The sequence below is a fragment of the Yersinia sp. Marseille-Q5920 genome (assembly GCF_946902935.1).
Taxonomy (GTDB): Bacteria; Pseudomonadota; Gammaproteobacteria; order Enterobacterales; family Enterobacteriaceae; genus Yersinia; species Yersinia rochesterensis.
On sequence record NZ_CAMPQA010000021.1, the window covers coordinates 1 to 14,790 of the forward strand.

Below are 14,790 nucleotides of genomic sequence, written 5' to 3' on the forward strand. Positions count from 1 at the left end.
GTGATTTGAGAGAAATTAAGATTTTCAGCGAAGTTCCGAGATTGGATTGGCTGGCTGTGTGATATTGCATAGCGGGTTAATTGAAACAGAATTTGCCTGGCGGCCATAGCGCGGTGGACCCACCTGATTCCATGCCGAACTCAGAAGTGAAACGCCGTAGCGCCGATGGTAGTGTGGGGTCTCCCCATGCGAGAGTAGGACACTGCCAGGCATCAAATAAAGCCGAGACCCCATGCCAAAAGCGTGGGGTTTTTGCTATGTGGAAAAGAAAAAGAGAAAAGCCTTCTGCTGCGCAGAGGGCTTTTTTTATGTATCCACTTAAAACAAAATACAATATGAGTATATTGATCGGTTAGACTAGCGCCAGAGCCAGTAAGAATGAGTACTTAATGTTATGTCGAATCAATGTTCCCCGCTAAAACATCTTAATACTTTCGCGTTATCAGCCTATGCGAACAATGTCATCAGTGCCAACTCTCCTGAAGAATTGGTTGATGCATGGCGTGAGTCTGTCTCTAAGCATCGACCTGTGCTTTTGCTTGGTGAAGGTAGCAATGTACTATTTATCGAAAATTATTCAGGAACAGTGTTGCTTAATCGCATCAAGGGTATCACTTTCACCGAAGACGATATTGCCTGGCATCTTCATGTTGGAGCAGGGGAGAATTGGCATCAATTAGTCTGCTATTCGTTGCAAAACAACATGCCGGGTCTAGAAAACTTGGCTTTGATCCCAGGTTGTGTCGGCTCTGCCCCAATTCAAAATATTGGTGCATATGGTGTTGAGCTACAAAAAGTGTGTGAATACGTTGATTTGCTTGATATGGAGAAGGGCACAGTTCTGCGCCTTTCTGCGCTAGATTGTCAGTTTGGCTATCGTGATAGCATATTTAAGCATCGCTATGGCAATGGGTTCGCTATCGTCGCGGTGGGTATCAAGTTAGTGAAGTCGTGGATACCAACATTGGGTTATGGTGATTTAACTCGGATGGATCCATTGACCGTGACAGCAAAAGATATCTTCAACTCAGTCTGCGCGATGCGTAGGAGTAAACTCCCTGACCCAACAGTGACGGGCAATGCCGGCAGTTTCTTCAAGAATCCCGTTGTGGATGCAACTGTAGCTGCAGATATCGTGAAGCTCTTTCCCAATGCCCCCCATTACCCACAGCCCGATGGATCCGTAAAGCTGGCTGCGGGCTGGCTTATTGATCAATGCGCGCTTAAAGGACACCAGATTGGTGGAGCCGCGGTGCATCAGCAGCAAGCTTTGGTATTGATTAACCTCGCAGAGGCTACAGGCCAAGATGTACTCGGCCTTGCTAGCTATATTCGTCAGCAGGTCGCAAAGAAATTTGCCATCTGGCTGGAACCCGAGGTGCGCTTTATCGCTAGTGATGGTGAAGTTAATGCTGTGGAGTATTTGTCTTGAAAGATATTAAAGTCCCCTTGCGATTAATTGGCATACTGGCCGATGGTGCTTTTCACTCAGGTGAGCAATTGGGTGAAATGCTGGGTATGAGCCGCGCCGCAATTAATAAGCATATGCAAACTATCAAAGAATGGGGGCTGGATGTCTTCACCGTGCCTGGCAAAGGTTATAGTCTGCCAGCACCTATCCAATTACTTGATGAGCAGGCTATATTAAGTTATTTACCCGCCGGTCAAGTTGCGGTATTACCAGTAGTTGATTCGACGAATCAATATCTCTTAGACCGTATCACGGAACTTAAATCTGGTGATGCATGTGTTGCTGAATATCAGCAAGCAGGGCGTGGTAGACGTGGCCGCCAGTGGGTCTCTCCTTTTGGTGCTAATCTTTACTTATCAATGTATTGGCGATTGGAACAAGGCCCTGCGGCCGCAATGGGGTTAAGTTTAGTTGTAGGTATTGTCATGGCCGAGGTACTGCACAAATTGGGTGCAGGTCAAGTTCGTGTGAAGTGGCCAAATGATTTGTATTTAAATGATAAGAAGCTGGCGGGTATATTAGTAGAGCTCACTGGTAAAACGGGTGATGCAGCGCAGTTAGTTATTGGGGCCGGTATCAATCTGACCATGCGTGAATCTATGACCAATGTTATTAGCCAAGATTGGATTAACTTACAGGAAACTGGGGTTATTATTGATCGTAATAAACTGACTGCTGAATTATTATCTGAATTACGGCTAGCGGTGGTTAAATTTGAAAATGAAGGTCTGTCTGCCTTTATTTCTCGCTGGCGGGAAATGGACAATTATCTTGATCGTTCTGTAAAATTGATTATTGGGAATCAAGAAATATTTGGTATTTCTCGGGGGATAGATCAACAGGGCGCATTATTATTAGAACAAAATGGTAATGTAAAACCTTATATTGGTGGCGAAATATCCCTTCGTGGAGTTTAGTCAATAAACTAAGCGGGCAGTTATTACTACCCGCTATCTACTATTTTCTTAAACGCACATTTTCAACCGCATGATTGGCACTTTTTGTCATTATCAGACTTGCTCGCTCACGGGTCGGTAATATATTCTGCTTTAAATTCAATCCATTAATCTCTTTCCATAACTGTGTTGCAATCTTGACTGCTTCGGTTTCAGGCAATTTTGCATAGTTATGGAAGTAAGAGTCAGGATTGGAAAACGCACCTTGACGAAACTTAAGGAACCGATTGATATACCAACTTTGGAGTAAATCCTCAGGCGCATCCACGTATATAGAGAAATCTACAAAGTCAGAAACGAATACACGATGTGGATCATGAGGGTAATCCATCCCGCTTTGTAACACATTTAATCCCTCTAATATAAGAATGTCCGGCTGTTTGATAATTTTATTACCATCAGGGACAATATCGTATATTAAATGAGAATAAACGGGTGCCGTAACATAGTCAGCCCCGGATTTTACTTCAGAGACAAATTTCACCAAACTGTGCATATCATAGGATTGCGGGAATCCTTTTTTCTTCATCAGTCCGCGCTCGTTAAGCACTTTATTCGGATAAAGAAAACCATCAGTAGTAATCAGTTCTACACTGCGATGCTCTGGCCAGCGGCTCAGCAATGCTTGTAATAAGCGGGCCGTTGTACTTTTACCCACCGCAACACTGCCCGCAATACCAATAACATAGGGAATGCGTTGGCCATCAGTTCCAAGGAATTGTTCCAGAACTGCCTGGCGACGCAAATTAGAACTGATATAAAAATTAAGTAGACGTGAGAGCGGCAGATAAATCTGTGCCACTTCATCTAAGGAAAGGTCTTCGTTAATCCCTTTGAGTTTAACGATTTCTTCTTCTGTTAGCGTCAATGGTACTGAGTCGCGTAAAGCGGCCCACTGAGTACGATCGAACTGTAGATAAGGCGTCGCTAAAGATTGATCTCTTTTTATCATAAGCCAAATTCTGCCTGTTAACGCAGGTTGGGAAAGGCGCTGGACGCCAACTCCAGATAATAAACAAGCTGCATATTATAGGCAGCTTGCTTTTTGGCGTAGACATTTTTGTATTTAGTGAGTGATTTCTTTGATGTATGTTGCTATTCCACTCAATTAAAAAAGGGCATGCCAAGCTTTTGTCTTATGGTTGAAGGCATTTATCATGACTAGCTAGCTATAACAGTATGTAATTGATTTACAGAGAATAAACGTTTGAAGTAAATAGCGGTTGAATGATAATAACCATCAGGCGTACAGGCATAATCAGGAATTTCACCCATATATCTATATCCTTGTGCCCGATAAAAAGATTCTGCGGGAGAGCCAGCTTCAGTATCCAAGTATAACAATCCGCGGCGAAGTTGAACCGCCGTATTCTCCATTTCAATAATCAATTTATGCCCAATCCCAGCACGACGACTGCGGCTGTGAACTAATAATTTTTGTACTTCGGCTCGATTTAATCCATTGGGTTTTTGGCAGAGATCTAATTGGATGGTTCCCACTATCCCCACTTCATCACGTGCTATCCACAATAATAGCGTGCCTTTCGTGATGGCTGGGCGTAGGCCATGGTAGTAGCTCTCAGCCTCTTCTTGTGAGAGGCTGCGGGTGTTATAGCCGATTGAAGCACCATGAGAGACGGCATCAATCAGTAAACTTGCCAGTTCGCTTCGGTATATAGGCAATGTTGCCGCATTAAGTAAAACTATCTTCATGATTAAGCTCCTCTTCAACAGTCGGTCTGCGGATATGATGTTTAAAATAAATAGTTATGCTTAAGCAATAAACAAGCCAAATATGTAACCTTGTGGTGACGAGAATTGAGCGAGTATTTCTTGGGTTTCATGCACCTTAATAGAAAGATTTCCCCATTTTGGGGCATAGAACTAAATTTATTTTTGCTGTGTGGACAATAAGATTGTTCAACAATGAGACATTGTCGGTTTTTTGGGGTGATTTTCCGCTATAGAGTTGGTTAGAATAACTAAAGTTCTGGGCGCTAATTAAGCTAACCTTGGTTAATAATACGTCTAGCTTTTGAAAAGTGGCGGTTTTATGAGCGAAAGGTCGATTTATGCGATTTTTTTGTTGCATCATAGGTCCACTCTACCTAGAATGCGCTGCACTTGATGCCGGCATAGCTCAGTTGGTAGAGCAACTGACTTGTAATCAGTAGGTCCCGAGTTCGACTCTTGGTGCCGGCACCATTCAAGTACTAAAAATTAGGTGGGGTTCCCGAGCGGCCAAAGGGAGCAGACTGTAAATCTGCCGTCATCGACTTCGAAGGTTCGAATCCTTCCCCCACCACCATATTTAACCTTGAGTAGAAAGCTGATTCAGTATTAGGAATTCAGTCAAGCACTTAAGGGGAAGGTGAAAACCTTCGATAAGGTTCGAGCCGAGCGTAGCGAGACAGCGACGCGAAGCGGCGACCCGCAGGGTGAGGAATGAAGTGACGAATAATCCTTCCCCCACCACCATATTTAACCTTGAGTCTCAGGGTGATTCAGAAGACCGAACTCCCAATCAACACTCAAGGCGAGAGCAACGCTCTCGATGAAGAGTGAAGTGGCCAAGCCCTTCCTTTCAAGTTTCTGCAGATTAAGTCAGGTAGCCGAGTTCTAAGATGCGGGCATCGTATAATGGCTATTACCTCAGCCTTCCAAGCTGATGATGTGGGTTCGATTCCCACTGCCCGCTCCAAGATGTGCTGATATGGCTCAGTTGGTAGAGCGCACCCTTGGTAAGGGTGAGGTCGGCAGTTCGAATCTGCCTATCAGCACCACTTCTCACTTTCTCGTCCCCTGATTTTCTTTCTGTGTTATGGATTCAGCAAGCATGCGCTTGGTTGATGTGGTGAAACCACCGATTCCGTGTCTTAGAGGGACAATCGATGTCTAAAGAAAAGTTTGAACGTACAAAACCGCACGTTAATGTGGGTACTATCGGCCACGTTGACCATGGTAAAACTACCCTAACTGCTGCAATCACCACCGTTCTGGCTAAAACCTACGGCGGGAGTGCTCGTGCATTCGACCAGATTGACAACGCTCCGGAAGAGAAGGCGCGTGGTATCACCATCAACACGTCTCATGTTGAATATGACACCCCGTCTCGTCACTATGCGCACGTTGACTGCCCAGGTCACGCCGACTACGTTAAAAACATGATTACCGGTGCTGCCCAGATGGACGGCGCTATTTTGGTTGTTGCTGCAACTGATGGCCCTATGCCACAGACTCGTGAGCACATCCTGTTGGGCCGTCAGGTTGGCGTCCCTTACATCATCGTATTCATGAACAAATGTGACATGGTTGATGATGAAGAACTGTTGGAATTGGTAGAGATGGAAGTGCGTGATCTTCTGTCTACTTACGATTTCCCAGGCGATGATACGCCGGTTATTCGTGGTTCAGCGCTGAAAGCATTGGAAGGCGAATCTGAGTGGGAAGCGAAAATTATCGAACTGGCTGGCTACTTGGATTCTTACATCCCTGAACCAGAGCGTGCTATTGATAAGCCATTCCTGTTACCAATCGAAGACGTATTCTCTATCTCTGGCCGCGGTACGGTTGTAACGGGGCGTGTAGAGCGCGGTATCGTTAAAGTTGGTGAAGAAGTAGAAATTGTCGGCCTGAAAGATACGGTTAAGTCTACTTGTACTGGCGTTGAAATGTTCCGCAAACTGCTGGACGAAGGCCGCGCTGGTGAGAACGTTGGCGTTCTGCTGCGTGGTATCAAACGTGAAGATATCGAACGTGGTCAAGTTCTGGCTAAACCGGGTTCTATCAAACCACACACCAAATTTGAATCAGAAGTTTATATTCTGAGCAAAGATGAAGGCGGTCGCCATACTCCGTTCTTCAAAGGTTACCGTCCTCAGTTCTACTTCCGTACAACTGACGTAACCGGTACTATTGAATTGCCAGAAGGCGTTGAGATGGTGATGCCAGGTGATAACATTCAAATGATTGTTAACCTGATTGCGCCTATCGCAATGGATGACGGTCTGCGCTTCGCGATTCGTGAAGGCGGTCGTACGGTCGGTGCTGGCGTTGTTGCGAAAGTCATTGAATAAGATTTGACGCGACATGTGATAAAAGGGCATCATTTGATGCCCTTTTTATACGTTGTCATACTAGAACCTATCTCATCAGCAGTTTTTTCATCATAATTACTGGTGAGATGGGCTCTGGAAGTACGGCGAATAGTGCTGAGTGGTGCCGATTAGAGAATTTCTAGAGCATCCTTCGGCTTGGTTTGCTTTGCGGTGCGAAGCAAAGTTGTTTGTTCTGAATCATAGTGACAGGTTGGTTTATGAGTGCGAATACCGAGGCTCCAGGGAGCGGACGCGGCCTGGAAACGGCTAAATGGCTAATCGTTGCTGTATTATTAGTTGCCGCTATTGTTGGTAATTATTATTACCGTGATTTCAGCCTGCCGCTGCGCGCGTTGGCAGTTGTAGTAATTATCGCTGTTGCCGGTGCTGTTGCGCTGATGACGGCAAAAGGTAAAGCCACTGTCGCGTTTGCTCGTGAAGCACGCACGGAAGTGCGTAAAGTGATTTGGCCTACCCGTCAGGAAACTCTGCACACAACGTTAATCGTTGCTGCGGTAACTGCTGTAATGTCACTGATTCTATGGGGGCTGGATGGTATTCTGGTTCGCCTGGTATCATTTATTACTGGCCTGAGGTTCTAAGATGTCTGAAGCACCCAAAAAGCGTTGGTACGTCGTTCAGGCGTTTTCCGGTTTTGAAGGCCGCGTAGCTCAATCGCTGCGTGAGCATATCAAGTTAAATGACATGGAAGAGCTGTTTGGCGAAGTCATGGTTCCAACGGAAGAAGTCGTCGAAATTCGTGGCGGTCAACGTCGTAAAAGTGAACGTAAATTCTTCCCAGGCTATGTACTGGTTCAGATGGTGATGGAAGATGCCAGCTGGCACTTAGTGCGTAGCGTGCCACGTGTAATGGGCTTTATCGGTGGTACATCCGATCGCCCTGCACCAATCAGTGATAAAGAAGTTGATGCGATTATGAATCGCCTTCAACAAGTGGGTGATAAACCACGTCCTAAAACACTGTTTGAACCAGGTGAACTGGTACGTGTTAGCGATGGTCCGTTCGCAGACTTTAACGGTGTCGTTGAAGAAGTGGACTATGAAAAAAGTCGCTTGAAAGTGTCTGTTTCCATCTTTGGCCGTGCAACACCGGTCGAACTGGATTTCAGCCAGGTAGAAAAAGGCTGATTCATTTTTCACCATTGGTTGAAATTTGAGTCTTGTCTTAGGCGCGAAATTACAATATAATTTCGCGCCTTTTGTTTTTAGATGTCTTGCTTTTTGTCATGCGTGGCAATTTATTTCATAGTAAATAATAGCGAGACAAAACACGGGGAGCCTCGAACGCGAGGCGATACTACCCAAATCGAGGAAATCGTAAATGGCTAAGAAAGTACAAGCCTATGTCAAGCTGCAAGTTGCAGCTGGTATGGCGAACCCAAGTCCACCAGTTGGCCCAGCATTGGGTCAGCAGGGTGTTAACATCATGGAATTCTGTAAAGCGTTCAATGCTAAGACTGAAAGCATTGAAAAAGGCCTGCCGATCCCTGTTGTTATTACTGTTTATTCTGATCGCTCTTTCACTTTCGTTACTAAAACCCCGCCAGCAGCAGTTCTGCTGAAAAAAGCGGCAGGTATTAAGTCTGGTTCCGGCAAGCCGAACAAAGACAAAGTAGGGACTGTGACCAGTGCTCAGGTCCGTGAAATCGCAGAAACCAAAGCTGCGGATATGACTGGTGCTTCAATTGACGACATGATGCGTTCAATCGAAGGTACTGCTCGTTCCATGGGCCTGGTAGTGGAGGGTTAATAAATGGCTAAGCTGACCAAGCGCATGCGCGTGATCCGTGACAAAGTTGATGTTACTAAGCAATATGATATCAACGAAGCTGTTGCCCTGCTGAAAGAGCTGGCTACTGCTAAATTCGTAGAAAGCGTGGACGTTGCCGTTAATCTCGGTATCGACGCACGTAAATCTGACCAGAACGTTCGTGGCGCAACTGTGTTGCCACATGGTACTGGCCGTTCAGTTCGTGTTGCTGTTTTCGCTCAGGGTGCAAACGCTGAAGCTGCGAAAGAAGCAGGCGCTGAATTGGTAGGTATGGAAGATCTGGCTGATCAAATCAAGAAAGGCGAAATGAACTTCGACGTTGTTATTGCTTCCCCGGATGCAATGCGCGTTGTAGGTCAATTAGGCCAAATCTTGGGCCCACGTGGCCTGATGCCAAACCCTAAAGTGGGTACTGTTACTCCTAACGTTGCTGAAGCAGTTAAGAATGCTAAAGCAGGTCAGGTTCGTTATCGCAACGACAAAAACGGTATTATCCACACCACCATTGGTAAAGTTGATTTCGACTCAGAAAAGTTGAGAGAAAACTTAGAATCTCTGGTTGTTGCGCTGAAGCGTGCTAAACCTGCTACAGCGAAAGGCGTTTATATCAAGAAAATCAGCCTGTCCACCACCATGGGCGCCGGCGTTGCTATTGATCAAAGCGGCCTGTCAGCAGTAGTGAACTAATCACTAATTGCTTTTATCGCTTTACGTGGGCGTAAGGTTTGTCTAGAATCTTACGCCCATGCTTCTGTTGATGGCTTATTTGTTAATAACAAATGTTCAATTGACAGAAAACAGAATTTTCGGTTGGAGCTTGGCCTTATCCAAGCCTCCGTCCAAGACCGCAGGTGTGTTGCGAAACACTTAATTTCCTGCGTAGACGGTGACAGAACCTGAAGAAATTTTTTCTTTCTTTATTTGTTTATAAAGAATGATAAAGAATAGTCTTTGCTGGATTCTGCTCACCGTGTTTCAACGCCCATTCACTGCATTTTGTTGTGAGTTGGGTGACGTGAGTTCCGGGGAATTAATCCCCGGTTAATCCAGGAGCAAGAACTAATGGCACTAAATCTTCAAGGCAAACAAGCGATTGTTGCTGAAGTTAAAGAAGTAGCCAAAGGTGCGCTGTCTGCGGTTGTTGCGGATTCTCGTGGCGTTACCGTTGATAAAATGACTGAACTGCGTAAAGCAGGTCGTGAAGCTGGCGTTCACATGCAAGTTGTTCGTAACACCTTGCTGCGTCGCATTGTTGAAGGCACTCCATTCGAATGCCTGAAAGACACGTTTGTTGGTCCAACCTTGATTGCATTCTCTTCAGAACACCCGGGCGCAGCTGCTCGTTTGTTCAAAGCATTTGCTAAAGATAATGCGAAATTTGAGGTTAAAGCAGCAGCCTTTGAAGGCGAGTTAATCCCTGCGGCTCAGATCGACCGCCTGGCAACTCTGCCAACCTACGAAGAAGCAATCGCACGTCTGATGGGAACCATGAAAGAAGCCGCTGCTGGCAAATTGGTTCGTACATTGGCTGCGCTGCGTGACCAGAAAGAAGCTGAAGCGGCTTAATTCGCCCTCACTTTTTCAGTCATTGCTTTTTAACGTATAAACTATTTCTGTATTTTAGGAACACTTGTTATGTCAACTATCACTAAAGACCAAATTCTTGAAGGCGTTGCAGCTCTGTCTGTAATGGAAATCGTTGAACTGATCTCTGCTATGGAAGAGAAATTCGGCGTTTCAGCTGCTGCTGTAGCTGCAGGTCCTGCTGCCTCTGCTGAAGCTGTAGAAGAACAAACTGAATTCAACGTTGTTCTGGCTTCATTCGGCGACAACAAAGTTGCAGTAATCAAAGCTGTTCGCGGCGCAACTGGCCTGGGCTTGAAAGAAGCTAAAGACCTGGTTGAATCTGCACCTGCAGTTCTGAAAGAAGGCGTGAACAAAGACGAAGCTGAAACTCTGAAAAAATCTCTGGAAGAAGCTGGTGCTTCTGTTGAGATCAAGTAAGTTAAGCTTTGAGCTTGCAGCCTAACTTATAGGCTGATGGCTGGTGACTTTTTAGTCATCAGCCTTTTTGCGCTGTAGGGCGTTAGTCGCATTTCACACTGTTTAGCGGCTAACTAACCCCTAATATTCCTTTCTATTGACGACTTAATATACTGCGTTCTCAGCTACGACCCACTCGGGTAGCTCGGTAGTCAAAGTAACGCGATGAAATGGTTTAAGAGTGATAGAAAAGAGTATTCCGAGAAGTGTTTCGACTTCTCATTCTAAATAATAGTGTTGCATGACCTGTCCTATTTTTATTAGGGCGGACAGAGTGGGTCACTGATCAGCGAGCTGAGGAACCCTATGGTTTACTCCTATACCGAGAAAAAACGTATTCGTAAGGATTTTGGTAAACGTCCACAAGTTTTGGACATACCTTATCTCCTTTCTATCCAACTTGACTCGTTCCAGAAGTTTATCGAGCAAGATCCTGAAGGACAGCACGGCCTGGAAGCAGCATTCCGTTCTGTGTTTCCAATCCAGAGCTACAGCGGCAATTCGGAGCTGCAATACGTTAGCTACCGTCTTGGTGAGCCAGTATTTGACGTTAAAGAGTGCCAGATCCGTGGTGTGACTTATTCCGCACCGCTGCGCGTTAAATTGCGCCTGGTAATCTATGAGCGCGAAGCTCCGGAAGGTACGGTTAAAGACATCAAAGAACAAGAAGTCTACATGGGTGAAATTCCACTCATGACCGAAAACGGTACCTTTGTCATTAACGGTACTGAGAGGGTTATCGTATCTCAGCTGCACCGTAGTCCTGGCGTATTCTTTGACAGCGATAAGGGTAAAACCCATTCCTCGGGTAAAGTGCTGTATAACGCACGTATCATCCCTTACCGCGGTTCATGGTTAGATTTCGAGTTTGACCCGAAAGACAACCTGTTTGTCCGTATTGACCGTCGTCGTAAGTTGCCGGCAACCATCATTCTGCGTGCATTGAGTTTCACCACAACACAGATCCTTGATCTGTTCTTTGACAAAGTGGTCTTTGAGATTCGTGACAACAAGCTGCAGATGGAATTGGTTCCAGAGCGCCTGCGCGGTGAAACGGCATCCTTTGATATTGAAGCGAATGGCAAAGTTTACGTCGAGAAAGCGCGTCGTATTACTGCACGTCATATTCGCCAGCTTGAAAAAGACGGTATTGATCGCATCGAAGTTCCGGTTGAATACATTGCCGGTAAAGTGGTCGCAAAAGACTACATTGATGAGAACACTGGTGAGCTAATCTGTGCAGCCAACATGGAGCTGTCACTGGATTTGCTGGCTAAGTTGAGCCAGTCTGGCCACAAGCAAATCGAAACATTGTTCACCAACGACCTGGATCACGGTGCTTATATCTCCGAGACCCTGCGTGTTGACCCAACCAGTGACCGTCTGAGCGCTTTGGTTGAGATCTACCGCATGATGCGTCCTGGTGAGCCACCAACACGTGAAGCAGCTGAAAATCTGTTTGAGAACCTGTTCTTCTCTGAAGACCGCTACGATTTGTCTGCGGTTGGCCGGATGAAGTTCAACCGTTCACTGCTGCGTGACGAGATCGAAGGTTCCGGTATCCTGAGCAAAGAAGACATCACAGAAGTGATGAAGAAGCTCATCGATATCCGTAACGGTAAAGGCGAAGTGGATGATATCGACCACTTAGGCAACCGTCGTATTCGTTCCGTTGGTGAAATGGCTGAAAACCAGTTCCGTGTAGGTCTGGTTCGTGTTGAGCGTGCAGTTAAAGAGCGTTTGTCTCTGGGCGACCTCGACACACTGATGCCTCAGGACATGATCAACGCTAAGCCTATTTCGGCTGCGGTGAAAGAGTTCTTTGGTTCCAGCCAGTTGTCACAATTTATGGACCAGAACAACCCGTTGTCCGAGATTACGCATAAACGCCGTATCTCTGCATTGGGCCCGGGTGGTTTGACCCGTGAACGTGCTGGCTTTGAAGTTCGAGACGTACACCCGACTCACTACGGTCGTGTATGCCCAATCGAAACGCCAGAAGGTCCAAACATCGGTCTGATCAACTCCTTGTCTGTGTACGCACAGACCAACGAGTATGGTTTCTTGGAAACACCTTATCGTCGCGTACGTGATGGTGTGGTGACCGATGAAATTAACTATTTGTCTGCTATTGAAGAAGGCAACTTCGTTATCGCTCAGGCGAACTCCAACTTGGATGATGAAGGCCGCTTCTTGGAAGACTTGGTCACTTGTCGTAGCAAAGGCGAATCTAGCCTATTTAGCCGCGATCAAGTTGACTATATGGACGTATCTACCCAGCAGATCGTATCCGTTGGTGCTTCTCTGATTCCATTCTTGGAACACGATGACGCCAACCGTGCCTTGATGGGTGCGAACATGCAACGTCAGGCGGTTCCTACTCTGCGTGCTGATAAGCCGTTGGTGGGTACTGGTATGGAACGTGCAGTAGCGGTTGACTCAGGGGTAACTTCTGTAGCCAAGCGTGGCGGTACTGTTCAGTATGTAGATGCATCTCGTATCGTGATTAAAGTTAACGAAGACGAAATGTATCCGGGCGAAGCAGGTATTGATATTTATAACCTGACCAAATACACCCGTTCTAACCAGAACACCTGTATCAATCAGATGCCGTGTGTGAATCTGGGTGAGCCAATCGAGCGCGGTGACGTGCTGGCAGATGGCCCATCAACAGACCTGGGCGAACTGGCATTGGGTCAGAACATGCGCGTAGCCTTCATGCCTTGGAACGGTTACAACTTCGAAGACTCCATCTTGGTCTCCGAGCGCGTGGTGCAAGAAGATCGCTTCACTACCATTCATATTCAAGAACTGGCATGTGTGTCTCGTGACACCAAGCTGGGGCCAGAAGAGATTACTGCCGATATCCCGAACGTGGGTGAAGCTGCACTCTCCAAACTGGATGAATCCGGTATCGTCTATATCGGTGCTGAAGTGACTGGCGGTGACATTCTGGTTGGTAAGGTAACACCTAAAGGTGAAACCCAGCTGACGCCAGAAGAGAAACTGTTACGTGCGATCTTCGGTGAGAAAGCGTCTGACGTTAAAGACTCTTCTCTGCGTGTACCAAACGGTGTTTCCGGTACGGTTATTGACGTACAAGTCTTTACTCGCGATGGCGTAGAAAAAGACAAACGTGCGTTGGAAATCGAAGAGATGCAACTGAAGCAGGCCAAGAAAGACCTGACTGAAGAGTTGCAGATCCTGGAAGCGGGCCTGTTTGCACGTATCCATGCAGTACTGGTTTCTGGTGGCATCGAAGCTGACAAGCTGAGCAAATTACCACGTGATCGCTGGCTGGAACTTGGCCTGACCGACGAAGACAAGCAAAACCAGCTGGAACAGTTGGCAGAGCAGTACGACGAAATGAAATCCGAATTCGAGAAGAAGATGGATGCCAAGCGTCGTAAGATCACCCAAGGTGATGATTTGGCACCAGGCGTGCTGAAGATCGTCAAGGTGTATCTGGCGGTTAAACGTCAGATTCAACCGGGTGACAAGATGGCCGGTCGTCACGGTAACAAAGGTGTTATCTCCAAGATTAACCCGATCGAAGATATGCCTTACGATGAAAACGGTACGCCGGTAGACATCGTTCTGAACCCGCTGGGCGTACCATCGCGTATGAACATCGGTCAGATTTTGGAAACCCACTTAGGGATGGCAGCGAAAGGCATCGGCGAGAAAATCAACGCCATGCTGAAGAAGCAGGAAGAAGTTGCCAAACTGCGTGAGTTTATCCAGAAAGCCTACGATCTGGGCGACAACGTTTGTCAGAAAGTTGATCTGAGCACCTTCACCGATGACGAAGTATTGCGTCTGGCTGAGAACCTGAAAAAAGGTATGCCAATCGCAACACCAGTGTTCGATGGTGCGACAGAGAAAGAAATCAAGGAACTGTTACAGCTGGGTGGCCTGCCAACTTCTGGTCAGATTACTCTGTTTGACGGCCGTACCGGTGAACAGTTCGAACGCCAGGTTACTGTCGGCTACATGTATATGCTGAAACTGAACCACTTGGTTGATGACAAGATGCATGCGCGTTCTACCGGTTCTTACAGCTTGGTTACTCAGCAGCCGCTGGGTGGTAAGGCTCAGTTCGGTGGTCAGCGCTTCGGTGAGATGGAAGTGTGGGCGTTGGAAGCTTATGGCGCCGCGTACACATTGCAGGAAATGCTTACCGTCAAGTCCGACGATGTAAACGGCCGTACCAAGATGTACAAAAACATCGTGGATGGCGATCACCGTATGGAACCAGGCATGCCGGAGTCCTTCAACGTATTGTTGAAAGAAATCCGCTCGCTGGGCATCAATATCGAGCTGGAAGAAGAGTAATTCTTCTCCAGACAGCAGACTTTGACAGCCGGGAGTCTGCTGGTGGTTCGTACTGGTCACAGGGGCGCTCAAATTTCGATTTGAGCGCCTATCAGG

12 protein-coding genes, 4 tRNA genes, 1 rRNA gene and 1 other RNA gene are annotated in these 14,790 nt (G+C 46.7%); 16 read left to right on the forward strand and 2 right to left on the reverse strand.

Features of this window, described 5'->3' with window-relative positions; genetic code table 11:
* Positions 1-95 precede the first annotated feature (95 nt).
* From rrf to birA, 3 genes are all read left to right on the forward strand, one after another.
* Positions 96-211 (forward strand): 5S ribosomal RNA (gene rrf / locus OVO64_RS19965).
* A gap of 183 nt (positions 212-394) precedes the next feature.
* A complete protein-coding gene (gene murB / locus OVO64_RS19970; protein WP_038638399.1) occupies positions 395-1,432 on the forward strand; it encodes a UDP-N-acetylmuramate dehydrogenase in 1,038 nt (345 codons plus the stop codon).
* Positions 1,429-2,388, forward strand: a complete 960-nt coding sequence (gene birA / locus OVO64_RS19975) for a bifunctional biotin--[acetyl-CoA-carboxylase] ligase/biotin operon repressor BirA (protein ID WP_038638401.1) — start codon at positions 1,429-1,431, stop codon at positions 2,386-2,388. The genes murB and birA overlap by 4 nt, the downstream gene beginning before the upstream one ends.
* Positions 2,389-2,428: 40 nt before the next feature.
* On the opposite strand, the gene coaA is transcribed toward birA, so the two are convergent.
* Together coaA and OVO64_RS19985 are read right to left on the reverse strand one after the other, a co-directional pair.
* Complete coding sequence (gene coaA / locus OVO64_RS19980) at positions 2,429-3,379, reverse strand: type I pantothenate kinase (protein WP_038638404.1); 951 nt, start codon at positions 3,377-3,379, stop codon at positions 2,429-2,431.
* Between the two features lie 209 nt (positions 3,380-3,588).
* Entirely contained in the window at positions 3,589-4,140 is a 552-nt protein-coding gene (locus tag OVO64_RS19985) for a GNAT family N-acetyltransferase (RefSeq protein ID WP_145509422.1), read from the reverse strand.
* Positions 4,141-4,556: 416 nt separating this feature from the next.
* Here OVO64_RS19985 and OVO64_RS19990 point away from each other — a divergent pair.
* The 13 genes from OVO64_RS19990 to rpoB all read left to right on the forward strand — a co-directional run bounded on the left by OVO64_RS19990 (position 4,557) and on the right by rpoB (position 14,694).
* Positions 4,557-4,632, forward strand: a tRNA-Thr gene (locus OVO64_RS19990).
* An 18-nt stretch (positions 4,633-4,650) separates the two neighbouring features.
* A tRNA-Tyr gene (locus OVO64_RS19995) sits at positions 4,651-4,735 on the forward strand.
* A 43-nt stretch (positions 4,736-4,778) separates the two neighbouring features.
* Positions 4,779-4,905, forward strand: a non-coding RNA gene (locus tag OVO64_RS20000) — RtT sRNA.
* Positions 4,906-5,053: 148 nt separating this feature from the next.
* Positions 5,054-5,128: transfer RNA gene (locus OVO64_RS20005), tRNA-Gly, on the forward strand.
* A 6-nt stretch (positions 5,129-5,134) separates the two neighbouring features.
* Positions 5,135-5,210: transfer RNA gene (locus OVO64_RS20010), tRNA-Thr, on the forward strand.
* A 108-nt stretch (positions 5,211-5,318) separates the two neighbouring features.
* Positions 5,319-6,503, forward strand: a complete 1,185-nt coding sequence (gene tuf / locus OVO64_RS20015; protein ID WP_038638412.1) for an elongation factor Tu — start codon at positions 5,319-5,321, stop codon at positions 6,501-6,503.
* Positions 6,504-6,742: 239 nt separating this feature from the next.
* Positions 6,743-7,126 carry a preprotein translocase subunit SecE gene (gene secE, locus OVO64_RS20020; RefSeq protein ID WP_004704671.1) on the forward strand — a complete coding sequence of 128 codons (384 nt, stop codon included), beginning with the start codon at positions 6,743-6,745 and terminating at the stop codon, positions 7,124-7,126.
* 1 nt (position 7,127) lies between these two features.
* Positions 7,128-7,673, forward strand: coding sequence for a transcription termination/antitermination protein NusG (gene nusG / locus OVO64_RS20025; RefSeq protein ID WP_038638415.1), 546 nt, complete (start codon positions 7,128-7,130; stop codon positions 7,671-7,673).
* 193 nt (positions 7,674-7,866) lie between these two features.
* Entirely contained in the window at positions 7,867-8,295 is a 429-nt protein-coding gene (gene rplK, locus OVO64_RS20030) for a 50S ribosomal protein L11 (protein ID WP_004393384.1), read from the forward strand.
* 3 nt (positions 8,296-8,298) lie between these two features.
* Positions 8,299-9,003, forward strand: coding sequence for a 50S ribosomal protein L1 (rplA, locus tag OVO64_RS20035; RefSeq protein WP_038638418.1), 705 nt, complete (start codon positions 8,299-8,301; stop codon positions 9,001-9,003).
* A 375-nt stretch (positions 9,004-9,378) separates the two neighbouring features.
* On the forward strand, positions 9,379-9,882 hold the full coding sequence (gene rplJ / locus OVO64_RS20040; RefSeq protein WP_004393386.1) for a 50S ribosomal protein L10: 504 nt from the start codon (positions 9,379-9,381) through the stop codon (positions 9,880-9,882).
* A gap of 69 nt (positions 9,883-9,951) precedes the next feature.
* On the forward strand, positions 9,952-10,320 hold the full coding sequence (gene rplL / locus OVO64_RS20045; protein ID WP_038638421.1) for a 50S ribosomal protein L7/L12: 369 nt from the start codon (positions 9,952-9,954) through the stop codon (positions 10,318-10,320).
* A gap of 345 nt (positions 10,321-10,665) precedes the next feature.
* The gene (gene rpoB / locus OVO64_RS20050; RefSeq protein WP_038638424.1) at positions 10,666-14,694 is read left to right on the forward strand and encodes a DNA-directed RNA polymerase subunit beta; all 4,029 of its coding nucleotides are present in this window, start codon (positions 10,666-10,668) and stop codon (positions 14,692-14,694) included.
* Positions 14,695-14,790: the final 96 nt, after the last annotated feature.